This window comes from Marinobacter sp. LV10R520-4 (assembly GCF_002563815.1).
Classification (GTDB): domain Bacteria; phylum Pseudomonadota; class Gammaproteobacteria; order Pseudomonadales; family Oleiphilaceae; genus Marinobacter.
The window spans coordinates 3,475,993-3,502,742 of record NZ_PDJM01000001.1 but is presented as its reverse complement, the minus strand read 5'-3'; the positions used below and the strand labels follow the sequence as shown (position 1 = coordinate 3,502,742).

Annotated in this window: 24 protein-coding genes; 9 read left to right on the top strand and 15 right to left on the bottom strand. The window is 55.3% G+C overall.

The genetic code is table 11. The features are described 5' to 3' along the window. Nucleotides 1-62 precede the first annotated feature (62 nt). Both ATG98_RS16990 and ATG98_RS16985 read left to right on the top strand, forming a co-directional pair. Nucleotides 63-599, top strand: coding sequence for an isochorismatase family protein (locus ATG98_RS16990; protein WP_098418281.1), 537 nt, complete (start codon nt 63-65; stop codon nt 597-599). Nucleotides 600-675: 76 nt separating this feature from the next. Continuing rightward, entirely contained in the window at nt 676-1,338 is a 663-nt protein-coding gene (locus tag ATG98_RS16985) for a cupin domain-containing protein (protein WP_098418280.1), read from the top strand. On the opposite strand, the gene ATG98_RS16980 is transcribed toward ATG98_RS16985, so the two are convergent. From ATG98_RS16980 to ATG98_RS16965, 4 genes are read right to left on the bottom strand one after another with little or no spacing between them, the layout of a single operon-like run. Beyond that, on the bottom strand, nt 1,335-1,865 hold the full coding sequence (locus ATG98_RS16980) for a lipocalin family protein (protein ID WP_098418279.1): 531 nt from the start codon (nt 1,863-1,865) through the stop codon (nt 1,335-1,337). The genes ATG98_RS16985 and ATG98_RS16980 overlap by 4 nt on opposite strands. 54 nt (nt 1,866-1,919) lie before the next feature. Further along, nucleotides 1,920-3,104 (bottom strand): MFS transporter, encoded by a 1,185-nt coding sequence (locus ATG98_RS16975; protein ID WP_098418278.1) that lies wholly within the window; start codon nt 3,102-3,104, stop codon nt 1,920-1,922. Nucleotides 3,105-3,107: 3 nt separating this feature from the next. Then, nucleotides 3,108-3,935: a CheR family methyltransferase gene (locus ATG98_RS16970; protein WP_098423911.1), complete on the bottom strand. Its 828-nt coding sequence runs from the start codon at nt 3,933-3,935 to the stop codon at nt 3,108-3,110. 36 nt (nt 3,936-3,971) lie between these two features. Next, nucleotides 3,972-4,901, bottom strand: coding sequence for a chemotaxis protein CheV (locus ATG98_RS16965; RefSeq protein ID WP_098423910.1), 930 nt, complete (start codon nt 4,899-4,901; stop codon nt 3,972-3,974). A 210-nt stretch (nt 4,902-5,111) separates the two neighbouring features. Between ATG98_RS16965 and flgA the strand changes: the two genes are divergently transcribed. The 6 genes from flgA to ATG98_RS16935 all read left to right on the top strand — a co-directional run bounded on the left by flgA (nt 5,112) and on the right by ATG98_RS16935 (nt 9,842). Next, nucleotides 5,112-5,813: a flagellar basal body P-ring formation chaperone FlgA gene (gene flgA, locus ATG98_RS16960; RefSeq protein ID WP_098421630.1), complete on the top strand. Its 702-nt coding sequence runs from the start codon at nt 5,112-5,114 to the stop codon at nt 5,811-5,813. A 219-nt stretch (nt 5,814-6,032) separates the two neighbouring features. Continuing rightward, nucleotides 6,033-6,353, top strand: a complete 321-nt coding sequence (flgM, locus tag ATG98_RS16955) for a flagellar biosynthesis anti-sigma factor FlgM (protein ID WP_098418275.1) — start codon at nt 6,033-6,035, stop codon at nt 6,351-6,353. A gap of 7 nt (nt 6,354-6,360) precedes the next feature. After that, on the top strand, nt 6,361-6,831 hold the full coding sequence (locus tag ATG98_RS16950) for a flagella synthesis protein FlgN (RefSeq protein ID WP_098418274.1): 471 nt from the start codon (nt 6,361-6,363) through the stop codon (nt 6,829-6,831). A gap of 79 nt (nt 6,832-6,910) precedes the next feature. Next, nucleotides 6,911-7,531: a peptidylprolyl isomerase gene (locus tag ATG98_RS16945; RefSeq protein WP_098423909.1), complete on the top strand. Its 621-nt coding sequence runs from the start codon at nt 6,911-6,913 to the stop codon at nt 7,529-7,531. Nucleotides 7,532-7,608: 77 nt separating this feature from the next. Continuing rightward, nucleotides 7,609-9,198 (top strand): FAD-dependent 5-carboxymethylaminomethyl-2-thiouridine(34) oxidoreductase MnmC, encoded by a 1,590-nt coding sequence (mnmC, locus tag ATG98_RS16940; RefSeq protein WP_228706179.1) that lies wholly within the window; start codon nt 7,609-7,611, stop codon nt 9,196-9,198. Nucleotides 9,199-9,209: 11 nt separating this feature from the next. Beyond that, complete coding sequence (locus ATG98_RS16935) at nt 9,210-9,842, top strand: CBS domain-containing protein (protein ID WP_098423907.1); 633 nt, start codon at nt 9,210-9,212, stop codon at nt 9,840-9,842. A 44-nt stretch (nt 9,843-9,886) separates the two neighbouring features. On the opposite strand, the gene ligA is transcribed toward ATG98_RS16935, so the two are convergent. The 3 genes from ligA to smc form a co-directional block, all read right to left on the bottom strand. Continuing rightward, on the bottom strand, nt 9,887-11,920 hold the full coding sequence (ligA, locus tag ATG98_RS16930; protein WP_098423906.1) for an NAD-dependent DNA ligase LigA: 2,034 nt from the start codon (nt 11,918-11,920) through the stop codon (nt 9,887-9,889). Nucleotide 11,921: 1 nt separating this feature from the next. Continuing rightward, entirely contained in the window at nt 11,922-12,995 is a 1,074-nt protein-coding gene (zipA, locus tag ATG98_RS16925) for a cell division protein ZipA (RefSeq protein ID WP_098423905.1), read from the bottom strand. Nucleotides 12,996-13,152: 157 nt separating this feature from the next. Further along, entirely contained in the window at nt 13,153-16,653 is a 3,501-nt protein-coding gene (gene smc, locus ATG98_RS16920) for a chromosome segregation protein SMC (RefSeq protein WP_098423904.1), read from the bottom strand. A gap of 254 nt (nt 16,654-16,907) precedes the next feature. Between smc and ATG98_RS16915 the strand changes: the two genes are divergently transcribed. After that, nucleotides 16,908-17,834 (top strand): GGDEF domain-containing protein, encoded by a 927-nt coding sequence (locus ATG98_RS16915; RefSeq protein ID WP_098423903.1) that lies wholly within the window; start codon nt 16,908-16,910, stop codon nt 17,832-17,834. Between the two features lie 39 nt (nt 17,835-17,873). Here ATG98_RS16915 and rluB read toward each other — a convergent pair whose 3' ends face one another. From rluB to odhB, 8 genes are all read right to left on the bottom strand, one after another. Continuing rightward, nucleotides 17,874-18,977, bottom strand: a complete 1,104-nt coding sequence (gene rluB, locus ATG98_RS16910) for a 23S rRNA pseudouridine(2605) synthase RluB (protein ID WP_098418266.1) — start codon at nt 18,975-18,977, stop codon at nt 17,874-17,876. Nucleotides 18,978-19,016: 39 nt separating this feature from the next. After that, nucleotides 19,017-19,604 carry an SMC-Scp complex subunit ScpB gene (gene scpB, locus ATG98_RS16905; protein WP_098423902.1) on the bottom strand — a complete coding sequence of 196 codons (588 nt, stop codon included), beginning with the start codon at nt 19,602-19,604 and terminating at the stop codon, nt 19,017-19,019. Between the two features lie 27 nt (nt 19,605-19,631). After that, entirely contained in the window at nt 19,632-20,465 is an 834-nt protein-coding gene (locus ATG98_RS16900) for a segregation and condensation protein A (RefSeq protein ID WP_416376602.1), read from the bottom strand. Then, entirely contained in the window at nt 20,458-21,672 is a 1,215-nt protein-coding gene (locus ATG98_RS16895; RefSeq protein WP_098418263.1) for a tryptophan--tRNA ligase, read from the bottom strand. Before ATG98_RS16895 ends, ATG98_RS16900 begins: the two co-directional genes overlap by 8 nt. A gap of 123 nt (nt 21,673-21,795) precedes the next feature. Further along, nucleotides 21,796-22,668, bottom strand: coding sequence for a succinate--CoA ligase subunit alpha (gene sucD, locus ATG98_RS16890; protein ID WP_007351963.1), 873 nt, complete (start codon nt 22,666-22,668; stop codon nt 21,796-21,798). Then, nucleotides 22,668-23,834: an ADP-forming succinate--CoA ligase subunit beta gene (gene sucC / locus ATG98_RS16885; protein ID WP_098418262.1), complete on the bottom strand. Its 1,167-nt coding sequence runs from the start codon at nt 23,832-23,834 to the stop codon at nt 22,668-22,670. Before sucC ends, sucD begins: the two co-directional genes overlap by 1 nt. 200 nt (nt 23,835-24,034) lie before the next feature. Beyond that, nucleotides 24,035-25,474 carry a dihydrolipoyl dehydrogenase gene (gene lpdA / locus ATG98_RS16880; protein ID WP_098418261.1) on the bottom strand — a complete coding sequence of 480 codons (1,440 nt, stop codon included), beginning with the start codon at nt 25,472-25,474 and terminating at the stop codon, nt 24,035-24,037. Between the two features lie 36 nt (nt 25,475-25,510). Further along, nucleotides 25,511-26,743 carry a 2-oxoglutarate dehydrogenase complex dihydrolipoyllysine-residue succinyltransferase gene (gene odhB, locus ATG98_RS16875; protein ID WP_098418260.1) on the bottom strand — a complete coding sequence of 411 codons (1,233 nt, stop codon included), beginning with the start codon at nt 26,741-26,743 and terminating at the stop codon, nt 25,511-25,513. Nucleotides 26,744-26,750 lie beyond the last annotated feature (7 nt).

The following is a 26,750-nucleotide window of genomic DNA, read 5'->3' as shown; positions in this document are numbered from 1 at the left end:
TTTATCGGCGCTTGGCAACTACCTTGAAACCAAAAGCCGCAAAACTTCGAGGCGAATAACTAATGTTGATGCGATCTGAACACTCGACCCTGTTGCTAATCGATCTTCAGGAAAAGCTGATGCCAGCAATTGCCAACGGGCAGGATGTCGTCAGCCAGTGTGTCACGCTCGCTAAGATTGCTGGCCTGTTGAACGTGCCGGTTTTAGCCACGGAACAGTTGCCAGAAAAACTGGGGCCAAACCTGGAAACGGTTAAGGAGCTTTGCCACCTTACCCTGGCCAAACACCACTTCGATGCCTGCTCAGATGGCCTGCTCGAGGCGCTACCGGAAGGCCGGTGCCGGCCACATATTATTATTGCCGGCTGCGAAGCCCATGTGTGCATGATGCAAACGGCACTTAGCCTGATGGATGCCGGCTACTCGCTCTGGGTTGTGGCAGATGCTACAGGGTCGCGTAAAGAATTTGATCGGGATGTCGCCATTGACCGGCTCAGCGCTTGCGGCGCAAACATAGTTACCGTTGAAATGGTCGCGTTCGAGTGGATGCGACACTGTAAAAACGCGGCCTTCAAAGATGTGCAGCGGTTGATTAAGTAGGCATGAAACCCAGCCATCCATTCATAGCCGGGCAGCGTATTTAAAAATCACGTTTTCACCAGTAAAGAGGTCAACAATGCTAAATATGGATTTTGCCAGCCGGGTTGTAGTTCATACCGGTGAACAGGAATGGCTTGCCAGCCCCTCAGGTGGTGTGGACAGAAAGCCATTGGCCAGAGAAGAGGCGGAGCGCGGCCACGCTACCAGTATTGTTCGCTATAAGCCCGGTGCGTCGTTCAGCCGCCATGAGCACCCACTGGGCGAGGAAATACTGGTGCTCGAAGGCGTGTTTTCGGATGAAACCGGCGATTACCCGGCAGGTACCTATCTGCGCAATCCGCCGGGCACGGGTCACGCGCCTTTTAGCGAGCCTGGCTGCACCCTGTTGGTAAAATTGCATCAGTTCGACAAGCGCGACCGCACTCCGGTGCGAATCAATACCCGGAAAACTCCCTGGCTTCCCGGAATCGGTGGGCTGGAAGTCATGCCCCTGCACGAATTCGAGCACGAGCATGTGGCACTGGTGAAATGGCCGGCTAACGAACGCTTCCAGCCCCACCGGCATTTTGGTGGGGAAGAAATCTATGTTATTTCAGGAGAGTTTTGTGACGAGAACGGGCGGTATCCCCAGGAAACCTGGATTAGAAGCCCTCATCTGAGCCAACATCATCCTTTTGTCGATCAAGAGACGATTATTTGGGTAAAAACCGGCCACTTGCCTGTTGAGCAAGCAAGTTAATTAACAGCGCTGTGATCCACCAAGATCAGCTCTTGCAGATCGAATCCTGCGGCCAGGGCTGTTTTTCTGAACTCGGCCATGGCCTCATCGCTAACCGTCGGGCTGCGTGACAGAAACCACAAATAATCCCGATTGTAGCTGGTGATGTAGGCCTGCTGGTATTGGTCATCCAGCTCAAAAATAACGTACGACGCATAGAAGGGGCCGAAGAAGGACACTTTCAGGTGGCCGTCTGTGTCTTCATTTACGAAGACCGCCCGACCCTCAGCTTCTTTCCATTCGCTTTTTTCGTCATTGTAACCGCGGTTGATCACTTTCAGGCTTCCGTCGTCCTGCTTTTCATACTTGGCAGTTACCCGGCTTAAACCTTGCTCGAAAGAATGATCAAGCCGGGCAATTTCGTACCAGGTACCCAGATAACGTTCGGTATCAAAGCTGTTTACCGGCTGGATACCCTCAGGCACGCCGGTGCAGGCACCCACCATCAATAACAGCGGTGCGATAATGAGTTTGCGTAAGTCGTACATGGTAATGGTCACTCCTTGCGGATATGGGTAGATAGTTAGCGAAGAGTAGCCGTATCAGTGCGGTTGCGTGACCGTTGAATTGCTGCGCAAGTACCAAAAAAGCATAAGCCCAGAGTGCAACAGTAAAAGTGGGATCGCAAGCAGCAACAGGCCGGCCCAGCCGAGGGAGCTTAAGGCCAGACCGGCTGACATGGACGCAACGGCCTGAAAGCCAAAAACCATCATGTCATTCAGGCCCTGAACGCGGAAACGCTCGGAGTCGCTATAGCCTTGCGGCAACAAACTGGTACCACCCACGAATAAAAAATTCCAGCCTATCCCCAGTAAAATCAATGCACCCAAGTAATGATGAAAGCTGACGCCGCTGACCGCCAGGGCAATGCAGATCAGATAGGCAACCATACCCGCTAACATCATGCGCCCTATGCCTACCACTCGAATCAACCAGCCGCTTATTAGGGATGGCAAGTACATAGCCATAATGTGCAACTGTATAACACGCTTGGCATCATTCAGGGGGTGCCCTGCAATTTCGGTCATGCTTAAGGGCGTTGCCGTCATAATGAAGCTCATAGTCGCGTAACCCACCGCAGCAGCGCTAATAGCAACCCATATCACCGGATTTGCAAGAATTTCACGCATCGGCCGACCACCGCCTTCATGCACCGGTCGCGGTAGTTCGCCACTGCTGCGGTAACCGAGCACCAATATGATCATGGCCGCAAGCTGAACCGCTGCCAGTCCCAGCCAGCTGGTCAGAAACGGGTGCAGCGGATCGTCACCACCAATCGAGGCAATTTCCGGACCGACCCAGGCCGCAACCAATCCACCTAACAGAACGCGGGCCGCTGCAGTGCTGGCCAGTTTTGGGGGAACAGATTCCATAGCGGCGAAGCGGTACTGATGCACCACCGCAAGCCCGCTGCCGCCAAGTACCGCCGCTAGACACAAAAGGGCAAAAGCACCTTGCCAGGAAGCCAGCGCACCCACTCCAGCAGCAACCGTGCCCATAACCGTGCCCAAAAGCATCACGGGCTTGCGCCCGACGCGAGCCATAAGCCAGGTGGCGGGCTTGATGGACAACACCGTACCCACCACCACGAGCGCAACCGGCAAGGTCGCGTATTCAGGGCTCCCGGCCAGCGCCCGGCCCTGAATACTGCCAATAAACACAATAAATGGCGCCGTACACATGGCCATCGCTTGCGCCGCGATTAACACCCAGACATTCAATGGCATAGTTTATTTTTTTCGGTAGATAATACCCGGACTGCACTGGACCATTTCGTACAGGTCCGCTAATCCGGTGAGGGATTCCGATGCACCCAGTATAAGATAGCCGCCTGGGTTCAAGGACGCGTGAATACGGGTAAGAATGTCGCGCTTGTGCTCCGCGGAGAAATAGATCAGCACGTTGCGGCACATGGCGATATCAAACTTGCCTAGAAGATACCGCTCTAATAAGTTGATTTCCTTATACTCCACCATCGCTTTTATCTGTGGTTTGATCTGCCAACGGCCGTTGGCAGCAGCGGTAAAAAACTGTTTTTGCCGCTCCGGCGACAAGCCCCGACCAATAGCAATAGTTTCATATTCGCCACGACGCGCCGCATCCAGCACCGTTTTGGAAATGTCGGTGGCGACAATCTTCACGTCACGCAGGCGCCCCGGCCGCAAGCGGCGATACTCTTCGATCACCATTGCAGTGGAATACGGTTCCTGCCCGGTAGAGCAGGCCGCCGACCAGATGCGTAACGGCTGCGGCATCTTACGGTCAGCAAACTCAGGCAACAAAATATCCTGCAAAATGCGGAACGGATGATTATCCCGAAACCATAGAGTTTCGTTGGTGGTCATAGCGTCTATAACCACCTCGCTCAGATTATTGCGGCCCGGACGCTTCAGGCGATCAAGTAACTCCCCAAGAGAGACAAGCTGATTGTCTTCCAAAATCCGGCGTAGCCGGCTTTTCACCAGATACTGTTTATTGTCACCCAGCAGAATGCCGGATGCGTCCTGCAGAAAGGTTTTGAACGCCGCGTATTCCTGATGAGTAATTTCAGATTTCATGCGTTCTCGATTCTAATGGCCTGTGACGTAACACGTTTATTTTCCATCAATAATATCCATAACCCGCTCGGCCAGTTCGTCCGGACTGAATTTCGCCATAAAATCGTCCGCCCCCACTTTCTGAACCATCGCTTTGTTAAACACCCCGCTCAGGGACGTATGCAGCATAATATACAGCTCGCTGATCAGCGGATTTTCCTTACAACGCGCAACCAGTGTATAGCCGTCCATTTCAGGCATTTCAACGTCGGAAATCATCATCGAATGATGATCTGTCGCTTTGGAGCCGTCGGCGGTGATCTCCACCAGATAGTCCAGAGCCTGCTTGCCGTCATTGTGGATAACAGCGTCCATGCCTATGGCTTTCAGGCAACGCTCGATCTGCCGCCGGGCCACATTCGAGTCGTCCACCACCAACACCGGAAGATGGCCTTGAACCCTCTCGGCACTGCGGCTGAGAACACCTTCACCAACGTCTTCCTTCAGTGGAGCCACTTCCGAAAGAACTTTCTCTACATCAATGATTTCAACCAGCTTGTCGTCAATTTTGGTGACGGCTGTCAGGTACACATCGCGGCCTGCGCCTTTAGGCGGTGGCAGAATATCTTCCCAGTTCATATTCACAATGCCTTCCACGCCACTCACCAGAAAGCCTTGGGTTTTGCGATTGTACTCGGTAATGATCACAAAACTGGTGGCCAGATCTTCTTGAGGGATGGCCGGCATGCCAATCGCCATCGCCAGATCAATAATCGGAATAGTCGCGCCGCGTGTGTACGCCACGCCGCGAACCACCGGTAGGCTGCTGGGAATGCTGAACAGCTTAGGGCACTGCAACACCTCTTTTACCTTAAACACGTTAATGCCATACACCTGGCGCCCGCGGAGCCGAAACAATAGCAACTCCAGCCGGTTTTTCCCGACCATCTGCGTACGCTGGTTCACGCTGTCCAATACACCTGCCATAGTTCTTTCTCCCGACGGCCGGGCTAACCGGCACAGTTTTTGCTTTCTTAAGAGTCTTGAAAGAGCAATTTTTCTGACATGCGCCAAAATATCGCTATCGCATGTCAGGTTTAACGGCCAGTGCCCGCAAATCGTGATGCCACCGGAATTATTTTTGCGCAGCACAGCAGGCTTTACCAACACACCGGCAAAACAGGACGCTTTTATATTATGCGCAAACACACTCTTGTCATTGCCCTGCTCGGCCTATGCCTAAGCTCGTTTGCGCTGGCAAACTCTACCGCACATGACATTCACACTGCGGCTAATCTGTTTTTGCAACAGTTTGCCACAGAACAGGCCGCTGCAGGCTATGAAGTCAGCTATGAAAGCGCAAAACCCGACCCCAGATTGTCATTGGCTGCCTGCAGTGGTCCGCTGAACGTTCATTTCAACGGTGATCCCTGGAAGTCCGGCCAGCCCTCTATGTTAATCGAGTGCAGCGGCGAGCGACCATGGCGCATGTATCTGGGTGCTACCGTAGACATTCGCGGACCGGCTTTGGTGGCTAGCCGCCCACTCGCCCGCGGCGAGCGCCTTCGCGCCGATATGTTAAGCCAGCGGACCGTTGTGGTGAATGCCAGCCGCCGTGGGACCATTGTCGAAGCGCAATCAATCATCGGCATGGAAGTTCGCCGGCCCATTAACAGTGGCTCGCTGATTACCCCGAATCTACTTGCGGCACCCGATGCCGTGGAGCGTGGCGACCATGTTATGATCACCGCCAGCAGCGGTTCTTTCACCGTGCGTTCGCGCGGAAAGGCCCTGGCCAATGCGGCGATTGGTGAGCAGGTGTTGGTGGAAAACCTGCAGTCTTCACGAACCATCAAAGGGCGGGTGACCGCGCCTGGCCAGGTGCTGATTCCGATGTAAGAAGCCAACGGAAAGCCAGGCGGCGCTTTTTCTGCACTTTTCGGCACATCCTTGCCGTTACACCACAGAAGCCCTTGCCGCCAAAACACCAGCGGCAAAAACTAGCCGGCCATTTTTTTGTAAAAATATGTTAAAGCTTTTTTGACCGCCGCCGTTACTCAGTCATAGGCCATATTTTGCGCCTCGACCGGCGCAGCACCCAATACAGCAGGTACCAACATGTCCGTTGACTTCAATGGAATCAACCAAAGCCAAATCAACACCCAGCGCCCCACCGCCGATAAAGCCGGCAACGCGGCCAAAACCGCAACGGCAGAGAAGGCCGCAGCCCAAAGCACGCAGGCCCGCGGTGAGAATGTTAATTTGAGCACTCAGGCCCGCGATCTTAAACAGCTAGAGCAGAAACTGGGCGACTTCCCGGAAATGGACGATGAGCGGATCTCTCAGATTCGCAGCGCCCTGGAAGATGGCAGTTACAAGGTAGACGCTCAACAATTGGCCCAGAAAATGCTTGATATGGATAAAAGCATATTCGGGTGAATAAATTATGGCCGCTATTGATGATCTGAAACACCTTCTTGCGCAGGATATCCGCCAGTTGTCTGCTATGGCGGATCTTTTGCGCGATGAAAAAGAACTGCTGTCCACCTCTGACATGAAACAGTTGCAGGCACTGACTGACGAAAAGAACGCCCAGCTGGAGCAAATTCGCGAACGCGCCAAGCTCAAGATTCACGCTTTGGTTGCTATGGGCTTTCGTCCTGAGAGCGGCAATCCTTCCCGCTTTATTGCCGCTGCTGGCTTGACCGAGCTTCACCAGCTTTGGCAACAGGCCGATCAGGCACTGACCCAGTGCCAGCAACTAAACCAGAACAACGGCCGGGTAATGGCCCACATGCAAAAACGCCTGGCCAGATTAAGTGATATAGTTCGCGGTGCTAGCAGCCGGCAAAAACTCTACGGCGCTGGTGGCCAGCATACGGCAGTGTCATCCAGTACTATTCTGGCCAGCGCCTGAAGCGTTAATAGCCTGTTCCGCTTCTCTGCCGTGCTTTAAATCACATTTTTTAATCGCAATCTGCAAAGGTAGCCAGAGCATGCCCGCTGTAAAACGTTTTTTTCCTGCATTTTGCTTTTCCGTTCTGACCGCAACCTGCGCTCTGGTGGGCACCGCTAACGCTGATGATAGCGCCAGCGAATTCAGCAATCAGGATCTGGTCAAAGTGGATGTCATCACCTCCGAAGGCCAATTTACACTTCAGTTGAGGCCAGACGTCGCACCGGACACAGTGGCCAATTTTCTGGAATACGTGCGTTCGAGTTATTATGATGACACCGTATTTCATCGGGTAATTCCAGGGTTCATGATTCAAGGCGGTGGGTTTACCGAACAGCTGCAGCGCAAGGAAACCCGGCCGCCCATCCGTAACGAGGCCACCGGCTCCCTGCCAAACCTGCGTGGCACCCTTGCCATGGCGCGCACCAATGCGCCGGATTCGGCAACCGCCCAATTTTTTGTCAACCTGACCGATAACGACTTCCTTAACCCCAACTCGCGCAGTGCTGGTTACGCGGTCTTTGGCAAGGTTGTTTCCGGTATGGGCGTTATTGATGCCATTGCCAATGTACAAACCGGGTCACGCCAGGGCATGAATGATGTTCCGCTTCAGGCGGTTACGATTGAAAGCATGTCGATTGTTAATTCCAGTGATCAATGATCGGGCCGGCCCTTGCTCATGCTGAAGTAACCTGGCTGAAAAATGGTGGCCTTTACTTAAACGGCGCCAGTAGTCGGATGTATGATGCGCTCAGCCCGGAGCACGTTCAGATTCAGCTCGTTGAGCGAGTCGCACACTTTCACCAGACGGTCTTTGCCGAGGCCGAATTCGACGTCGGGCTGGACTTTCTGACCTGTTGGCAGAATTGGATCGTTCAACGCCCTGAGCCGGGCAGCGTTCTGCATTTTGTTGCCCATCAGCAGCACCCCCTTAGCCGCGACGATCTCGAGCGTGCAGTCTCACTCTGGCCGCAACTGGCCCAATTCAGCGAACAGCTGGTGCAAGCCTGGCCACCCGCCGTGGCGGGCCTGCACCGTTTGGTATTTGCGGATGGGCAAGTGCGCCTGACACTGCACTTCGGCCCGCAAGGCGACGCCTGGCACGACCTGAACAAACCCGATTCACAGCCAGCATCCCGCCCGGGTTCCGTGGTGATTATCGGCGCCGGCATTGCCGGTGCCTGCCTGGCGCGCAATCTGGCAGAGCGCGGGGTGTCGGTACAGATACTGGATTCACTGACGCCAGGCCAGGCCGCTTCGGGCAATAGGCAGGGTGCGCTTTACGCCAAGCTGGGGGTGGACTACTCGCCGCAAACGGCGCTATCGCTGTCTGCACTGCTGTTCGCAGAGCGTTTCTATCAGCAGTTTCAAACGTACCAGAGCAGCACCGGTCAAGCGCCTTTTTTTCACGCTACAGGCCTGTTACAACTAGCCTTTAACGACCACGAACAACAACGCCAGCATAAATTTTTGGCCCGCAATCACTACCCCACCGGCGTGCTGTATCCGGTGACGGCGCAACAGGCCAGTGACTTGGTGGGTGTGACGGTTCATCGCGGCGGGCTCTGGTTTCCCCAGGGCGGATGGCTGGCGCCGTCGCAATTGTGCCAGGCCCTGGTGCAACACCCGTTGATTACAGTGCACCCCCACTGCAGGGTCACAGGCATGGCCCAAAGCGACCGCCTATGGCAAATCAGTGCGCGCCAGAGCAATGCGACGGCGGGGTCCGATCAAATCCTTAATCTAGAGTCCGATCAATTGGTTATCTGCGCGGGTGCACAAACCCCCGAACTCTTACCCCAGGCCTGGCTGGCACCTGGCGAGCGCCTGCGTCTGAAACCCATCCGCGGGCAAGTCAGTCATTTACCAGCGGCTGCAATCACCTCGCCCAGCGCCGTTATTTGTGGTTCACGCTATTTAAATCCACAGCACGACGGCATAGCGGTAACCGGCGCCACATTCGACCTACGCGATGGCAACCCGCTGCCAACCACCGCCAGCCATCAGGAAAATTTGACAGAACTCGACAGCTTGCTACCGGGCATCCTGAACACAGAACACCCGGCTGTGACGGCGGAAAACTTACAAGGGCGGGTGGCGTTTCGCTGCACCACCCACGATTATCAACCGGTGGCAGGCGTCTTCGCCACGCAAAGCATGAAGACTAATGCCGGCGCCTGGATGTTCACCGGTCTGGGCAGTAAGGGCCTGACCTACGCACCGCTGTTGGCAGAATACCTGGCTGATCGCATGTGTAGCCAGCCAGCTGCCCTACCCCATGCATTGGCACACAGGCTCCGTGTCGAGCGCGTTTTACAGCAGGAATAAGGGAAACGCCCATGTCTATCCACGTTAGTGAACCAGGCCGGCCAATAGGAACGCGCCTGCCAGAAATATTTCGCAATCGCCGAGTGGGAGACGTGAGCGAGGTGGCCGAAAGCGCAAAAATAAACCCGGAGTACAGCGAAACAACGGACGCAGAATTCCAGGCCGGGGTGCAGGCTGGCAAACGTAAAGCCCAGCAGTATGGCCGCAGTACCGCCGGCGAACCTATAGAACATCGCGCCTACTTGCCGGTGTCGACTATGTGTGTGTCGGGCGTAGCGTCGGTACTGGCAACAGCCACTCTAGCGGAGGCACTGGTCGCCATGGAGGAGAACCAAACTCGCCACTTAGCGGTTACGGTGGGCAACAACATCATTGCAGGCATGGTCGACGAACTCTGGCTGTTGGCTTGGGCCAACGAGTTCCCGGGCAAGGCTGCAGATCAAAGCCTGGCAACTATCGAGCTGCCGGCATTCTTAACCGCTTTTCCGGAAACCGATGCACATCAGCTAGCGCGACTGATGCTGGCACACCAGCTGGATGCAGCCCTGATTATTGATACCGCTGGCGAGCCAATGGGTATCGTTACCAGCATCGACTATCTGCGTCTTTATGCCGATTCAGGCAGTTACCAAGCTGACGTCTGACGGCCAGTAGCAACAACCCTGTCATTTGATGCGATCAAGCGCAATCAGACCTCTAAGCCATGCCCGCGCAGCAGGTCTAGTAGACCCTGCTCACTCAAAACCTCAACGCCTAACTGCTGTGCTTTGGTCAGTTTGGAGCCCGCCGCTTCACCGGCCACCACGCACGCCGTCTTTTTCGACACGCTGCCGGCCACTTTTGCACCCAAACCTTCCAGTTTTTGTTTTGCCTGGTCGCGGGTCACCTGCTCCATAGTGCCGGTCAGTACCCAGGTTTGACCATGCAGAGGCATACTGGCCGCGGTAATTTCCTGGGTTTGCCAGATGACGCCGGCCTGCTTCAAATTCTGCAGAATTTCCTGATTATGAGGCTGCTCAAAAAAACTGTGTAGGTGCCCGGCCACAATGGGCCCAACGTCGGACACCGCTTGCAGGGCGTTTTCATCGGCTTCGGCAATCGCCTCCAGATTGCCAAAGTAGCCGGCAAGGCCTTTGGCTGTAGCCTCGCCCACCTCGCGAATACCCAGGGCGTAGAGAAACCGCCACAACAACGGCTGGCGGGAGGCGTCAATGGCAGCAATCAAATTACTGGCAGACTTGTCGCCCATGCGCTCCAGCCCGATTAGGTCTGCTTTGCGCAGCCGATACAGATCGGCAATGGTTTCAACTTTTTCGCTGTCCACCAGAATGTCCACCCACTTGTCACCCAGGCCTTCTATGTCGAGGGCTTTACGTGAGGCGTAATGGCGGATGGCTTCTTTGCGCTGGGCCGGGCAAAACAGACCACCAGAACAACGGGCAATCACTTCGCCTTCAATCTGTACAACGTCTGAACCGCACGCCGGGCATTGCGCCGGAAGCTCTATTACCCCGGCATCGGCGGACCGTTTATCCTGAACCACTTTGACCACTTTCGGGATAACGTCACCGGCGCGGCGGATAAACACGGTGTCGCCGATGTGCAAATCCAACCGCCGCACTTCGTCCATATTGTGCAAGGTTGCGTTGGATACCGTAACACCACCGACAAACACCGGCTTCAAGCGCGCCACGGGCGTAATAGCGCCAGTGCGGCCGACCTGAAATTCCACGCTTTCAACCACCGTCAACTCTTCCTGAGCCGGAAACTTTTGCGCAATCGCCCAGCGCGGCGCGCGGCTGACAAAGCCTAACTGCTGCTGAAGATCCAGACGATTTACCTTGAACACAATGCCGTCTATTTCATAAGGCAGGCTGTCGCGTTTGGCCATCAATGCCTCGTAGGCCTCAAGGCACTGATCGGCCCCGCTGGCGAGAGACATTTCAGGGTTAATGCGAAAGCCCCACTCGCTGACCTGCTGCAAACCTTCCCAGTGTGTGGGCGGCAGCGCTGACTCGTCAGTAACCGCTACGCTGTAAGCGCACATCTCCAAGGGGCGCCTGGCGGTCACGCTGGATTTTTTCTGGCGCAGACTGCCGGCTGCGGCGTTACGGGGATTTACGAAGGTTTTCTCACCGCGCCCGGCCAGTCGCTGGTTCAGCCGGTCGAAACCGGCGCGGGGCATGTACACCTCGCCTCTCACCTCTACGGTTTGTGGCAAATCTCCGCCCCGCAGGGTAAGAGGCACAGACGCAATGGTGCGTATGTTGGCAGTAATGTCTTCACCTGTGTAACCGTCGCCGCGGGTAGCAGCTTGGACCAGCTCGCCGTTCTGATAATGCAGACTGACCGCCAGGCCGTCGAGCTTGGGTTCGCACACGTATTCAATAGCGCTCTGTGCATCTAACCGCTCGCGCACACGGCGGTCGAAATCCCGCAACTCGTCGGCGCTGAAGGCGTTATCCAAAGACAACATGGGGATACGGTGGGTCACTTCCGCAAAGCTGGTTTCTACCGCGGAGCCTACACGCTGGGTCGGCGACGTTGCCGTCGCCAGTTCCGGATGTTCGGCTTCTAGGGCCTGCAATTCACGAAACAACCGATCGTATTCGGCGTCGGGCACTTGTGGATCATCGAGCACGTAATAATGATGGTTGTGATCGGTAATGGTTGTACGCAGCTGGTCAACCCGGTCGCGCACGCTGGTGCTGACTGAGCTCATGTTAATCCCGTTTTGAATGTTGCTTGCGCTCGAATTCGCGGATGCGCTGGCGGCAGTGCTCGGCGGTCTGTGATGTCATCACACTGCGGCGTTCGTCTTTCAGTTCACCTCCAAGATTACGCACGACAGCTTGCGCTGTTTCGTACATAAAGTTGAACGCCTGCAGGGCATTCTCCGGCCCTGGCAGGCTCATAAAAAAGCTGATGCCAGGCGTACTCAGAGCCGCAATCTCTGCGGGCCTGAAGGTGCCAGGCTCAACCGCGCTGGCTACGCTGAACTGCACAGGGCTTGTGGTATCGGTGGTTTCGTGGCGATGGTAGATGTCCATATCACCGTATAGCAGGCCACAAGCTTCCAGCAGCCGCTGCAGAGCCGGGCCTTGAAACTCCTCACCGGTGCGGGCCAGTACGTTGATGACAATCACTTCTTTGGCAGGAGGGCGGTTAGCACCCGGCAAAGGCTGAGACGGGTCGCGGGGCAAAGGCGCTGGTTTGGGTTTGGGCTTAGGCTCGGCCTTCGCAATGACAGGTGGGTCTTCGTCTTCATCGGCGTAGCGGGTATCAGGATAATCACTTTCAAGGCTATTGGTGCTGTCTACGTCTGCGCTGAAAGGCTCGGGTTCCCATTGATCGTGCAAGCCACTCAGCGGCGCTTCGGTAAATTCGCTGCTGTCGCGATCTGCTTCGGTGCTATCAACTTCGGTGCTATCAGCAGCGGTAACAAACGCCGAATGAGTTTTGGCTGTTGCCTCTGTTGCAGGTTCAGAGCTTTTGTTGCGGCCAGCGGCAATCACCGGCCGAGTTGGTTTTTGCACCTGGCGCGATGTCCGTGATCTTTTCTTGGACGTGCGATCCTGGCCCAGCTCGTCGCGGGAAATGGTTCGAGCACCACCTGATGGCAGTTCCGGGTTGAAATGCTCGTCCAGCGGCGAATCCCGCAGGTTGTCAGCGCCCATGCCAGAGGAAATAGCCGACGACTCTTTGCGCGCGCGGCGCATGCGCCGAATGCCATCAATGACAATACCAATAATAACCAGGGTACCGATGGCGATTAGCCACTCCCTAAGTGGTGACATAGTGCTGCTGTCCTGTTTGCGGATCGAAGAATGTTGTTGCTATCAAAACCGGTACTGGTAAATTTGATGCTATCAAAGTGGGTACTATAAAAATTGAACCCGCGTAATACAACGCATAACCCCGGCTTATGGCCGGATTGTCATACTCGCGGCCCAATCAAGCCTCGGCCAGCGCGGCAGCGGCCTCTACGTCTACTGTAACAAGTCGCGAGCAACCCGGCTCGTGCATGGTCACACCCATCAACTGATCAGCCTGCTCCATGGCGATTTTATTGTGCGTAATGTAAATAAACTGCACCTGCTTTGACATCTCTTTCACCAAATTCACGTAACGGCCCACATTGGCATCATCAAGCGGAGCGTCCACTTCGTCCAGCATGCAAAAAGGCGCCGGATTAAGCTGAAATATTGCGAACACCAGGGCGATGGCGGTCAGCGCTTTCTCACCCCCGGATAACAGGTGAATGGTGCTATTTTTCTTGCCCGGGGGCCGCGCCATGATGGTAACACCGGTTTCCAGCAAATCCTCGCCTGTTAGCTCCAGGCTGGCGTGTCCGCCGCCAAAAACTTTGGGGAACAAGCCCTGCAGACCTTCATTAACCCGGTCAAAGGTCTCTTTAAAGCGCTGACGGGTTTCGCGATCGATCTTGCGAATGGCGCCATCCAGGATTTCCAGCGCTTCGGTCAGGTCTTCGTGTTGGCTATCGAGATAGGTTTTACGCTCGCTCTGCACCTGAAACTCGTCAATAGCCGCCAGGTTAATGGCGCCCAAACGTTGTATCCGACCGGCGATCTTTTCCAGTTCCTCAGTCCATTCCTGCTCATTGGCAGAATCGTCCAGCTGTTCGAGCACAGCGCGCAAAGTGATGTTCAACTCGCTCAGCTGCTCCAAATGGTTACCCGCGCGAATCTCCAGCGCCTGACATTCCATTTTCAGTGTTTCTAGCGTGGCGCGCACCTGCTGGATCTGTTGCTCGGTGCCGCTGCGGCCCTGATCGGCCTCGCGCACCCGACGGTCCAGATTTTCTAGACCCTCACGGGCCTCGGATAGCGTGCCTTCTTCGGCAAGCCGACGTTCTAGCAAGCCCTCCAGCTCTAGTTGAAGGTCTTCTAAAGGTTCTTCCGCCTGCTCGCGAGACTGCCGCAACAGCTCCAGGCGTTCATCCACTCTTTGCTGTTGCAGATGCGCGCGACTGATGGTCTGTCGCAAGCCGTCGCGCTGGCTGTTCAGGCTTTGCAGCGTAAGCTGCAATTGGTGAGCCTGGTCGCGCTCATGGCGGGCCTGCTGGCGCAGCTGATCGAGTTTCTCGCGCAGTCCGTCACGTTGCGCCAGCAACTGCTCTTTGTGTTCGTCGTGTTCCTCTGTTGCCTCTAGCCCCTGCTGCCATTCTTCCCGCGCGCACTCCAGCTCCTGATGCTGGTGCTCACGATCCAACTCTAGCTCTGCGGCGTCAGCGTCAATCTGATTCAAACGCTGGGTTATCTGCTCGCTCCGGGCTTGCAGGGCACCAAGCTGAGCGGCAATGGTGCCCAGGTGCTGATCTGCCTCGGTCAGTTCGCGGCGGGCTTGCTCGCGCTTCTGTTCTGTTCGTTCCAGCGCCTGACTTGCATCCACGCTGTTGGTTTCTGCCAGCTCGAGCCTTCGCTGCGCCAGCTCTAGCTGTGCTTCCAAGCTCAGTACGGTTTTTTGACGCTCGATCACCCCGGTCTGGCTGGCATCGGCTGCCGGCATTAATACCCAGTGGCGGCCCATCCATACCCCTTGCTGCGTTATCACACTCTGTCCGTGCTGCAGCTGGCGCTGCTGTTGCTGCGCTTGCTGAAGGCTGTCTGCCACCAGAATATTCGCCAACGCATCAATAATAGCCGCATTACCGCGCACCCTGGCGGCCAGGCTAGTGGCACCTGGCAACTCCGCCGGTGCAGCATCGGCAGACAACAGAGCAGCACCGGCGGGAGCGTCGTCAAGCAGCGCCAGTTGTGCTGAGAGCTGAGGTAACACCAAGCTCTGGGACAGGCGACCAAGCACCTGTTCGGTTGCAAATTCCCAACCTTCATCAATATCCAGAGCAGCTGCAAGCCGTGGTGTTTGTGTCAGCTGGTGTTGGTCCAGCCAGTGTTGCAGCGCACCGTTGTTATGGCCTAGCTGCTCTGCCAGCAGTTGCTGCTGGGACTCAAGCGTGGCTTCCAGGCGTTGAACCTGCTGGCGCTGCTGATTTTGATGCTGCTCGGCCTGCTGCTGCTGTGAACGCAGTTGTTGCAACTGCTGTTGGCTATCTTCAATAATTTGCTGCGCGCCTTCGCGCTTCAGGCTAACCCTAGCCTGCAGTTCGCGCTGCTCACCCAGTGTTTCGTGATCCAACTGCTGCTGCAGAGTTTGGCGCTCCTGCTGCAGCCGTTGATCCCGTAGCCGCAGTTGCTCTATGGCGGTGTCCAGGGCGCGGATGCTCGATTGTGCCAAATCGGCCTGGCGGTGCGCGTCTGCCGAACGAGCGCTGAAATCGTCCCAGCGTTGCTGCCAGTCGGCCATGGCGTGTTCGGTGTTATGGAGCTGCTCACCAGAGGTTTCTGCCCGCAGGCTTAACTCTTCCTGCTCTGGCTCAAGCATGGCCAGTTCTTCTTCAAACGCTGCAAGTTTGTCGTTGTCTTGCTCCAGCTCACTGCCCAGCTCGCGTTCGCTGGCCAGTGCCTGATCAACTTCCAGACTGGCCTGGCGGCTGCGGTCGCGGCTATTCTGCAAACTTTGTTCAAGCCGCGCGACATCTGCCCCAGCTTCGTAATAGCGCGCTTGGGTACGGTTAAACTGCTCATTGCGCTGCTGATGTTCTGTGCGCAAACTTTCGAGCTCGGTATCCAGTCGAATACGCCCGGTCAGGTGCTTTTCCAGTTGCAATTCGGTATCACGAATACGCCCATGCCAGGATTGCAGCTCGGTGTTTAAGTGTTGCCAGCGCAACACGGTAAGTTCGGCTTTTTTGCAACGCTCGTTTTGTTTGAAGGTTTTGTACTTTTCAGCGGCAACCGCTTGCTGCTCCAGGTGCTGAAGTTGCCGGCCGAGCTCGGCGCGTACATCGCTCAGGCGCTCAAGATTTTCTTGGGTGCGGCGAATGCGGTTTTCGGTTTCACGGCGGCGCTCCTTGTACTTGGATATGCCCGCAGCTTCCTCTATATAAATCCTGAGTTCCTCAGGCTTGGCTTCAATCAACCGGGAAATCATGCCCTGCTCAATGATGGCGTAGCTGCGCGGCCCAAGGCCTGTACCAAGAAACAGATCGGTAATATCGCGGCGGCGGCACTTGGTGCCATTAAGGAAGTAATCAGATTGGCTCTGGCGGGAAACCCGGCGGCGCACAGAAATTTCACTGTATTGGGCGAATTCACCCGGTGCCGAACCATTGTGATTGTCGAACACCAGCTCAATCGCGGCCTGACCCACTGGTTTGCGCGCGCTCGAGCCGTTGAATATCACATCAGTCATGGACTCGCCGCGCAGATACTTGGCTGAACTTTCACCCAAGACCCATCGCACAGCATCTATGATGTTGGATTTGCCACAGCCGTTTGGCCCCACAACCGCTGTCATATTTGACGGAAATGCTACCGTGGTCGCGTCCACAAACGACTTGAACCCTGACAACTTTATGGATTTCAACCGCATAGACTATGAAGCTCGAATTATGATGACATCGCTGGATAAGACTTCAGCTTAACACACCGGAACCCACCAAGGTGCGCCTGCCGATTTTTTGACAAAAATCCAATAATAGCCTTAAAACTAAAAGGGAACTCCAAAAATAATTCTCAAAATACTGATTTATATACATTTTATAAAACAGGCATAATACCTGCATTTACCTTGTCAGCTACCCAGTGTGCAAACTGCCACCTAACGACAGAGTGAGTTGAGCCACCGTGAAACACATATCGCCTTTCCCACTTACAGCGCCACAGCAACAAAAACTGGCAGAGCTGCGCCAAAGTTTTGAGGAATGGAACAGTGAACCGGGTATTCTCAACCGCTTGGTACGCCGACTTTCAGCCACCCTGAAGCTGGACGCACAGCTGACCATGCTGGCAGAAGAAATGGTGCAGGTTGTTCATTTTGATGCCTTTCAATACCGCCACCAGATGGCGCGCCAAGAGTTTGTGTTTACCACTGGCATGGGTGGCCCTCACCGCTGCGAGTACCGTCTGAATCTGGAGGACGAGAATTTTGGCACCTTGTCGCTGCATCGGCATAAGCGCTTCAGTAACGATGAGTTGCAAGCCGTTGAGATGCTGATTGGCGCGGCAATATGCTCGCTGCGCAACGCTTGTCGGTTCAGTGCTATGGAGCAGGCATCGTTGACCGACTCACTGACCGGGATTGGCAACAAACGCGCCATGGAAGAAGCCTTGCAAAAAGCCCAGCTACTAACCGGCCGTCACAACGAGACTTACTCGCTGATCCTGTGCGACCTCGATCACTTCAAAGCGGTAAACGACAACTGTGGGCATGTGGTAGGCGACCTTGTGCTAAGGCGCGTGACAGAAACGCTGGCATCTGCCGTGCGCAGCTCCGACAGCGTGTACCGGTTTGGCGGCGAAGAATTTGCGGTGCTGTTGCCCCATACCGATCAGTATTCTGCAGTAGATGTCGCCGAGCGCGTTCGATCAGCCATTGCAGCCTTAAAAATTGATTGCGGAGAGCATTCAGTGGCGGTGACTACCAGCTGTGGCGTTGCACTTCACCGCGCTGGCGAAGGCTCAGGGCAATGGCTAGCGCGCGCAGACGAAGCTCTTTATCGCGCTAAAGACCAAGGCCGCAATTGCACGCGCGTGTTTGCCACCATCAGCTGATGGCACCCTCCGTTGTTTAACGCCAGCCCTACCCGGCTATTAACCGCGGGTTTTATCGGTACGGGCTTTGCCGCCACTGCGCTGAGGTTTAGAGTCTGCAACCGCCCACTTGCGAGCGCCCTGTCCCGCTTTTGAACCGGGGGAGCCTGCCGCACGATTGCTGCGATTGGTTACCGGAGCTGCCTTTCTTTGTTGGCGCGCCTGCGCCGCCGCTTCATCCGGTGTCTGTTGCGGAACCGCCATTTTAGCCAAGCCAACCGTGCGGCTCAGCAAATCCACGGCTTTCTGATCCAACTCTTCCCATTTCCCCACGGTTAATCTGCTGGGCAAAAATATTGAGCCGTAACGAACACGTTTCAGGCGGCTGACGCGCACGCCTTGCGATTCCCAAAGGCGCCTCACTTCACGGTTGCGCCCTTCCAACAAAGTCACGTGGAACCACCGGTTCATGCCGGTGCCGCCGGCGGCGGAAATGTCGCTAAATTTAGCCTCGCCGTCTTCCAGGGTGACGCCGGTGCGCAGGCGCTCAATCATGGCGTCGTCTACTTCGCCAAATATACGCACCGCGTATTCCCGATCAATCTGGCTAGAAGGATGCATAAGCCGGTTAGCCAGCTCGCCATCGGTGGTGAACATCACCAGACCAGTGGTGTTCAAATCCAGCCGGCCAATAGAAATCCAGCGATGTTCACGCAATCGCGGCAGCCGGTCGAACACGGTTGGGCGCCCTTCCGGGTCTTTGCGAGTGGTTACTTCGCCTTCCGGCTTGTTGTAAATCAGCACTCGGCGCAAAACCTCGGCAGCGGCAGCAACGTCCAAGCGCTTGCCGTCGAGTTCAAAAACATCGCTCACCGTGGCTTTCTGGCCTGGAGTAACGGGTTTGCCATTGACCAATAGGCGACCCGCGTCCATCCAGCCTTCAATTTCGCGCCGCGATCCAACACCGGCACGTGCCAGCAGCTTCTGAATTCGCTCAGGACCGCCTACTGGCACAGTCGCCAGCACCTCTGGCGCAGGCTTGCCTGGCTTCGCCGCTTTTGCCGATGATTTCGCTGGGTTACGGCGATTAGCGCTCGGCTTGTTCGCATTCGATGCTGATTTGGCTGCCGGCTTGCCGGTAGTCCAGGGGCGTTCTGACGCCATGGGTTAATCCTTAAATAACGGACCGATGCAGGGCCTGCATCAGTGAAATGGTGTTTGTTCGATTTTCTGCTCAATTTCGCGCCCGATCGCGTCCAAATCCCGACTATCAGACAAGGGCGGCAACTGGTCCAGGCTTGTTAGGTTAAAGTAGTCAAGAAATTGTCGGGTGGTGGCATACATAGCCGGCCGGCCCGGTACTTCCCGATGACCTACAATTCGGACCCACTCTCGCTCAACCAACGTACGAATGATATTGCTGCTTACCGCAACGCCGCGAATATCTTCAATTTCACCACGGGTAATAGGCTGGCGGTAGCCGATCAATGCGAGTGTTTCCAACAGCGCCCGCGAATAACGCGGTGGTTTTTCTTCAAACAGCCGAGCCACCCAAGGAGCAAAAGATTCACGCACCTGAAGGCGGTAACCGCTGGCAACTTTTTTCAGCTCAAAACCACGACCACAGCAAAGTTGCTCTAATTCCACCAGCGCCTGCTCCACTGCCTTATGGGTTGGCCGCTCGGTTTCGTCAAACACTTCTCTGAGCTGCTGCACCGTTAACGACTTGCCCGCTGTCAGCAGAACCGCTTCGATAATCCCTGTAATGGGTAAGGCAGCATCACTCATCATAATTCGTTGCACCAGTATTCAGGGTTTTCAGACCGCAACCCGCGCCCGCAAATGAATGGGGCCAAACGGATCAGCCTGAACCAACTCAACCAGCTGCTCTTTTACCAGCTCTAACATTGCCAAAAAACTGACAACAACCCCCAGACGCCCTTCGTCCGGCAGGAACAGGCTTTCGAAACGAATAAAACCGCCTTGTTGCAGCCGAGCCAGAATCGCCGACATGCGCTCACGGGTCGACAGCTTCTCTCGCTCAACGTGGTGGCTGCTAAACATGTCTGCACGCTTGAGCACGGTTTCCAATGCCAGTAAAATCTCCGCCATAGCCACCCCAGGATGGCTGCGTACCGAGGGAAGCTTTGGCATACCGGCATCGGCAACAAAGATATCCCGCTCCTGGCGCGGCATCTTATCTATGTCTTCTGCCGCTTTTTTAAAACGCTCGTACTGCTGCAAACGGCGAATCAGTTCTGCCCGTGGGTCGTCTTCTTCGTCTTCTTCAATCTGCTGCCGCGGTAACAGCATCCGGGACTTGATTTCGGCCAGCGTGGCCGCCATCACCAGATACTCCGCCGCAAGCTCAAATCGCATGGACTCTACAACGGCAATGTATTCCATATACTGGCGCGTAATGGCACTGACGTCGACTTCCAGAATGTTCATATTCTGACGCCGAATCAGGTACAACAACAAATCCAGGGGGCCTTCAAACGCGTCCAAAAAAACCGCCAGAGCGTCTGGCGGGATATAAAGATCCAGCGGTAACTGCGCCAGCGGTTTTCCCGCTATTAGAGCGAGATGCGGCGGCTTTACGCCCTCTGGCTTTGCTGCCGGGGCTGCCGGGCCAGTAAGCACTTCAACGATAGCTCAGGCCCATGGCAGACCGCACTTCGTCCAGGGTGTCGCGAGCTGCGTCGCGAGCGCGTTCGCGACCTTCCTCCAGAATGGAACGAATCAGATCCGGATTGCCTTCGTACTCGGCCGCACGTTCGTGCAATGGCCGCTGCTCTTCCACAATGGAATCAATCAGCGGTTTTTTGCAGTCCAGGCAGCCGATGCCGGCGCTGCGACAGCCAATTTCCACCCAACTGCGGGTGTCGGCATCGGAATAAACCTTGTGCATGGCATACACCGGGCATTTTTCCGGCTCGCCCGGGTCGGTTCTACGCACCCGCGCCGGATCAGTCTGCATGGTGCGCACTTTCGCCGCTACGCTGTCCGGCGCCTCCCGCAGGCCAATGTAATTGTTGTAGGATTTGGACATTTTCTGCCCGTCCAACCCTGGCAGTTTTGATTCAGGCGTCAACAATGGCTGAGGCTCTGGCAAAATCACTTTACCGCCGCCTTCAATGTAACCATAAAGGCGTTCGCGATCGCCCAAGGAAATATTCTGCTGTTCTTTCAAAAGGGCACGGGCCGTTTCCAGCGAATCCAGATCGCCCTCTTCCTGATAGCGTTTCTTCAGGTTGCGATAGAGTTTGGCGTTTTTCTTGCCCATTTTCACGATGGCCGCCTCGGCCTGGTCTTCGAAGCCAGGCTCACGGCCATAAAGATGATTGAAGCGACGTGCGATTTCACGGGTGATTTCAACGTGGGAAACCTGATCGGCACCCACCGGTACACGCCCTGCCCGATACATCAGAATGTCGGCCGACTGGAGCAGTGGATACCCCAAAAACCCGTAGGTAGCGAGATCTTTCTCGCGCAGCTTTTCCTGCTGGTCTTTGTAGGTCGGAATGCGCTCAAGCCAACCCAAAGGCGTGATCATCGACAGAAGAAGGTGCAACTCGGCATGCTCAGGCACCTGGGACTGAATAAACATCGTGGATGAACCCGGGTTAACCCCGGCAGCCAGCCAGTCAATAACCATGTCCGACACACTTTGTTCTATGTTAGACGGATCGTCGTACTGCGTGGTCAGCGCATGCCAATCGGCAACAAAGAAGAAGCACTCGAATTCATGCTGGAGTTTCACCCAGTTTTTAAGCACACCGTGGTAGTGGCCAAGGTGAAGCTTGCCGGTCGGACGCATGCCCGACAATATCCGTTGCTGGGAATCTACAGAACTCAAAGCAAGAACTCCTTTTGATGAAATACAAGTGGCGCCATATTACGCCAGGCGACCCGGCATTATAAGCAAAAAACCCCCGCCCTGCAGAACAGAAACGGGGGTTTTTAAAAATGACCGCGGGTTTTACCAGCCGGTCACTTCTTTCAGAGCCTTACCAATGTCGGCCAGGCTGCGCACGGTTTTTACACCGGCGTCGTTCAGAGCGGCAAACTTCTCGTCTGCGGTGCCCTTGCCACCAGAGATAATGGCACCGGCGTGGCCCATACGCTTACCTGGGGGCGCTGTCACACCGGCAATGTAAGAAACCACCGGCTTGGTAACGTGCTCTTTGATGTAAGCTGCGGCTTCTTCTTCCGCGGTGCCACCAATTTCGCCGATCATCACAATCGCTTCAGTCTGCGGATCTTCTTGCAGCAGCTTGAGGATGTCGATGAAGTTGGAGCCCGGAATCGGATCGCCGCCGATGCCAACGCAGGTAGACTGGCCGTAGCCAAAATCTGTGGTCTGCTTGACGGCTTCGTAGGTCAAAGTGCCAGAGCGCGACACAATACCGACTTTACCCGGCTTGTGAATGTGGCCCGGCATGATGCCGATCTTGCACTCGCCCGGAGTGATAACGCCCGGGCAGTTGGGCCCGATCATACGTACGCCTTTGCGATCAACGTACTCTTTGGCGTACAGCATATCGATGGTAGGAATACCTTCGGTGATGCACACAATCAGCTCGATGCCGGCATCTGCCGCTTCAATGATGGCATCTTTACAAAACGGAGCCGGAACGTAGATCACGGTCGCGTGTGCACCGGTCTTTTCTACAGCTTCACGTACGGTGTTGAACACCGGCAGGCCCAAGTGCTCGGTGCCGCCTTTGCCTGGGCTTACGCCACCGACCATATTGGTGCCGTATTCAATAGCCTGCTGGGAGTGGAATGTACCCTGGGAACCGGTAAAGCCCTGGCAGATTACTTTGGTGTCTTTATTGATCAGAATGCTCATTATTTGCCTCCCGCGACTTTAACGACTTGTTCTGCGGCATCGGCCAGGCTGCTGGCGGCGATGATGTTCAAACCGCTTTCTGCCAGCACCTTGGAACCCAATTCAGCGTTGTTGCCCTCAAGGCGAACAACTACAGGCACTTTTACGCCGACTTCTTTAACCGCGCCAATGATGCCTTCAGCAATCATGTCGCAACGTACAATACCGCCGAAGATATTTACCAGTACGGCTTGCACGGCATCGTCAGACAGGATGATTTTGAACGCTTCGGTTACGCGCTCTTTGGTAGCACCGCCGCCAACGTCCAGGAAGTTAGCCGGGCGTCCGCCAGCCAGCTTGATGATGTCCATGGTACCCATGGCCAGACCAGCACCGTTAACCATGCAGCCGATGTTGCCATCCAGCGCTACGTAGTTCAATTCCCAGGCTGCAGCTTCGGCTTCACGGGAATCTTCCTGTGACGGGTCGCGCATAGCCTGAAGCTTCTTCTGACGGTACAGAGCGTTGCCATCCACGCCAATTTTGGCATCTAGGCAATGCAGGTCACCGGCCGGAGTGATAACCAGCGGGTTGATTTCCAACAGCGCCAGATCGTAGTCTTCAAACAACTTCGCCAAACCCATGAAAATCTTGGTGAATTGGCCGATCTGCTTGCCTTCGAGGCCCAGTTTGAATGCCAGTTCGCGGCCCTGGTAAGGCTGTGCGCCTACCAGCGGATCGATTTCGGCCTTCAGGATTTTTTCCGGAGTTTCTTCCGCAACCGTTTCAATTTCAACACCACCTTCGGTGGAAGCCATGAACACGATACGACGGGTACCACGGTCTACAACCGCGCCCAGATACAGTTCTTGGTCGATGTCAGTCAGTGATTCAACCAAAATTTTGCTAACCGGCTGGCCGTGCTCGTCGGTCTGGAAAGTAACCAGCTTCTTGCCCAGCCACTGCTCGGCAAAGGCACGAATGTCGTCGGTATTTTTAACCAGCTTTACACCGCCGGCTTTACCGCGGCCACCGGCGTGAACCTGAGCTTTGACAACCCAGCTGTTACCGCCAATCTTTTCTGCAGCTGCTACTGCTTCATCCGGGGTATCACAGGCAATGCCCTGTGATACAGGCAAGCCATATTCAGCGAAAAGCTGCTTGCCCTGATATTCGTGCAAATTCATAGTTTATGTCCTGCTTTTTGATGAAGGATAAACACCTGTGGGATAAACCCGCTAGCGACAAATCCATCTTGATGGACCCTGATAACACCGGCCCAACGATTGCGTCTACGGAAACCAGAGTCGTTAAAACCAGAGCTTCTAAAACAAGAGTCTCTAAAAGTCATGGGGCGCCCTACGGCGCCCCATGACTTTCTGGCTTACTATTTCTTCTTGCGACGATTGGCAACGTGAATTGCACCACCGTTAACTGCAAGAGCTGCCTCGTGCACCGACTCAGACAAAGTCGGGTGAGCAAAACAGGTCAACGCAAGATCTTCTGCGCTGGAACCGAACTCCATGGCGATAACGCCCTGGGCCACGATTTCAGACGCCGCTGGGCCTAACACATGAAAGCCCAGAATGCGGTCGGTTTTCTCGTCCGCAATAATCTTCACCATGCCCACCGCCGAATTGGCAGCCATGGCGCGCCCGTTTGCCGCAAACGGGAAGGTCCCAACTTTATAGGCTGCACCGTCAGCCTTGAGCTGCTCTTCGGTCTTACCAACCCACGCGACTTCCGGAGCGGTGTAAATGACATTGGGAATGCAGTCATAGTTGACCTGTGGTTTATGGCCGGCAATGCGTTCAGCAACCATAACGCCTTCTTCAGAAGCTTTATGGGCCAGCATCGGGCCGCGCACCAAGTCACCAATCGCCCAAACGCCCGGGGCGTCGGTTTTACAGTGATCGTCCACGGATACGAAACCGCGCTCGTCCATGTTCACACCGGAGTCTGCTGCCAGCAGGTTGTCCGCATAGGGGCGACGGCCAACAGCCACAATCAGCTTATCGACCATCAGCTCCTGCTTGCCCTTGCTGTCTTCGTAACTTACGTAGACCAGCTTGCGCTTGACCTCAGCACCCGTTACACGGCCGCCCATTACAATATTCAGACCTTGCTTCTGGAACTCTTTCAACGTGGCCTTGGCAATCTGCTGGTCTACCCCTGGCAAGAACGTATCCTGGGCTTCCAACAGGGTCACTTCAGAACCCAGGCGGGCCCAAACGCTGCCCAGCTCCAAACCGATAATGCCGGCACCAATCACACCCAATCGCTTGGGCACTTCGGTAAATTCCAGAGCGCCTTCAGAGTCGGTGATATAACCTTCGGTTTTTGGCGCTGGCGGAATCTCAATCGGACGAGAGCCTGTCGCCAAAATAACGTTATCGGCTTCATAGGTCTTGGTCTTGCCGTCGTTATCAGTCACTTCCACCTGCCGGCTTGCCAGCAGCTTGCCGTAACCATAAATCGAGGTAACACCGTTTGACTTGAACAGGCCCGCGATGCCGCTAGTCAGCTGCTTAACAATGCCGCTCTTACGCTCCATCAATTTACCGATGTCCATAGTGACATCGTTAGCGATGATGCCCTGATCGGCGAAACCATGTTTTGCTTCTTCGTACTTGTGAGAAATCTCCAGCAGTGCCTTGGACGGAATACAACCTACGTTAAGGCAGGTTCCACCCAACACCTGCTTGCCTTCGTCAGAAGACCAGCTTTCTACACAGGCGACGTTCAAGCCCAGTTGCGCGGCCTTGATTGCAGCCACATAACCACCGGGGCCGGCGCCAATTACGATTACATCAAACTTGTCAGCCATAGTTAATCCTGTATTCCGATTCGATAAGTGGAGTGCCTATACGTCCAGCAGGATACGCGCGGGATCCTCCAGCATATCCTTGATGGCAACCAGGAACTGCACTGCTTCCTTGCCGTCAATCATGCGGTGGTCATAAGACAGCGCGAGGTACATCATGGGCTGTATCACCACCTGACCATTCACCGCCATCGGACGTGGCTGGATCTTATGCATACCCAGAATCGCCGTTTGTGGCGGGTTCAGAATAGGCGTCGACAACAGGGAACCAAAGGTGCCGCCGTTGGTAATGGTGAAGGTACCGCCGGTCATTTCATCAATGCCCAGTTTGCCCGTTTTAGCCTTGGTACCGTACTCGACAATTTTCTTCTCAACGTCGGCAAGGCTCATTGCGTCAGCGTCACGTAATACCGGAACCACCAAACCGCGCTCGGTGGATACCGCCACACCGATGTCCTGGTAGCCATGGTAAACCATGTCGTTGCCGTCTATGGACGCATTCACCGCAGGGAAGCGCTTCAGGGCTTCGGTCGCGGCTTTGGTAAAGAAAGACATAAAGCCCAACTTAATACCGTGACGCTTTTCGAAGCTTTCTTTATATTGCTTGCGCAGTTCCATGATCGGCCCCATGTTCACCTCGTTAAAGGTGGTCAACATAGCAGCGCTCTGTTGTGCATTGACCAGGCGCTTCGCAATGCTGGCGCGCAGGCGAGTCATGGGAACGCGTTTTTCAATACGCTCACCGGCACTGATCTCGGCTACAGGCGCAGCGGCAGGCTTGGCAGCCGAAGAGCCACCAGAAGACTTGGCGTTATCAATGTGGCTCTGAACGTCTTCTTTAGAAATCCGACCGTCTTTCCCAGTGCCTTTCAATGCACTTGGCTCAACGTTGTTCTCGTCGGCCAGCTTGCGCGCGGCCGGGCTCAGAATCGCATCTGATGACGACGCCGCTTCGCCGCCCTGATCTTTGCTTTCGGCTTTTTCTTTGCTTTCAGCCGCGTCTTTACTGTCGGAGCCCTTGGACTTGCCAGCAGCGCCTGCTTTGAATCTTCCGATCACTTCACCGCTCTCTACGGTGTCGCCTTCGTTTTTCAAGATTTCTTCGATGACACCGTCAGCCAGTGCAACAACTTCCAGCACCACTTTGTCGGTTTCAATATCAACGATCAGCTCATCGCGCGCGCAGGCTTCACCCGGCTGCTTGTGCCAGGTCGCGACAGTACCTTCTGCGACCGACTCCGGGAATACGGGGGCTTTAATCTCTGTAGACATTACGGTT

Coding starts and splice junctions, on each gene's coding strand:
- ATG98_RS16990 (WP_098418281.1), top strand. CDS start 63: ATGTTGATGCGATCTGAACACTCGACCCTGTTGCTAATCGATCTTCAG.
- ATG98_RS16985 (WP_098418280.1), top strand. CDS start 676: ATGCTAAATATGGATTTTGCCAGCCGGGTTGTAGTTCATACCGGTGAA.
- ATG98_RS16980 (WP_098418279.1), bottom strand. CDS start 1,865: ATGTACGACTTACGCAAACTCATTATCGCACCGCTGTTATTGATGGTG.
- ATG98_RS16975 (WP_098418278.1), bottom strand. CDS start 3,104: ATGCCATTGAATGTCTGGGTGTTAATCGCGGCGCAAGCGATGGCCATG.
- ATG98_RS16970 (WP_098423911.1), bottom strand. CDS start 3,935: ATGAAATCTGAAATTACTCATCAGGAATACGCGGCGTTCAAAACCTTT.
- ATG98_RS16965 (WP_098423910.1), bottom strand. CDS start 4,901: ATGGCAGGTGTATTGGACAGCGTGAACCAGCGTACGCAGATGGTCGGG.
- flgA (WP_098421630.1), top strand. CDS start 5,112: ATGCGCAAACACACTCTTGTCATTGCCCTGCTCGGCCTATGCCTAAGC.
- flgM (WP_098418275.1), top strand. CDS start 6,033: ATGTCCGTTGACTTCAATGGAATCAACCAAAGCCAAATCAACACCCAG.
- ATG98_RS16950 (WP_098418274.1), top strand. CDS start 6,361: ATGGCCGCTATTGATGATCTGAAACACCTTCTTGCGCAGGATATCCGC.
- ATG98_RS16945 (WP_098423909.1), top strand. CDS start 6,911: ATGCCCGCTGTAAAACGTTTTTTTCCTGCATTTTGCTTTTCCGTTCTG.
- mnmC (WP_228706179.1), top strand. CDS start 7,609: ATGTATGATGCGCTCAGCCCGGAGCACGTTCAGATTCAGCTCGTTGAG.
- ATG98_RS16935 (WP_098423907.1), top strand. CDS start 9,210: ATGTCTATCCACGTTAGTGAACCAGGCCGGCCAATAGGAACGCGCCTG.
- ligA (WP_098423906.1), bottom strand. CDS start 11,920: ATGAGCTCAGTCAGCACCAGCGTGCGCGACCGGGTTGACCAGCTGCGT.
- zipA (WP_098423905.1), bottom strand. CDS start 12,995: ATGTCACCACTTAGGGAGTGGCTAATCGCCATCGGTACCCTGGTTATT.
- smc (WP_098423904.1), bottom strand. CDS start 16,653: ATGCGGTTGAAATCCATAAAGTTGTCAGGGTTCAAGTCGTTTGTGGAC.
- rluB (WP_098418266.1), bottom strand. CDS start 18,977: ATGGCGTCAGAACGCCCCTGGACTACCGGCAAGCCGGCAGCCAAATCA.
- scpB (WP_098423902.1), bottom strand. CDS start 19,604: ATGATGAGTGATGCTGCCTTACCCATTACAGGGATTATCGAAGCGGTT.
- sucD (WP_007351963.1), bottom strand. CDS start 22,668: ATGAGCATTCTGATCAATAAAGACACCAAAGTAATCTGCCAGGGCTTT.
- sucC (WP_098418262.1), bottom strand. CDS start 23,834: ATGAATTTGCACGAATATCAGGGCAAGCAGCTTTTCGCTGAATATGGC.
- lpdA (WP_098418261.1), bottom strand. CDS start 25,474: ATGGCTGACAAGTTTGATGTAATCGTAATTGGCGCCGGCCCCGGTGGT.
- odhB (WP_098418260.1), bottom strand. CDS start 26,743: ATGTCTACAGAGATTAAAGCCCCCGTATTCCCGGAGTCGGTCGCAGAA.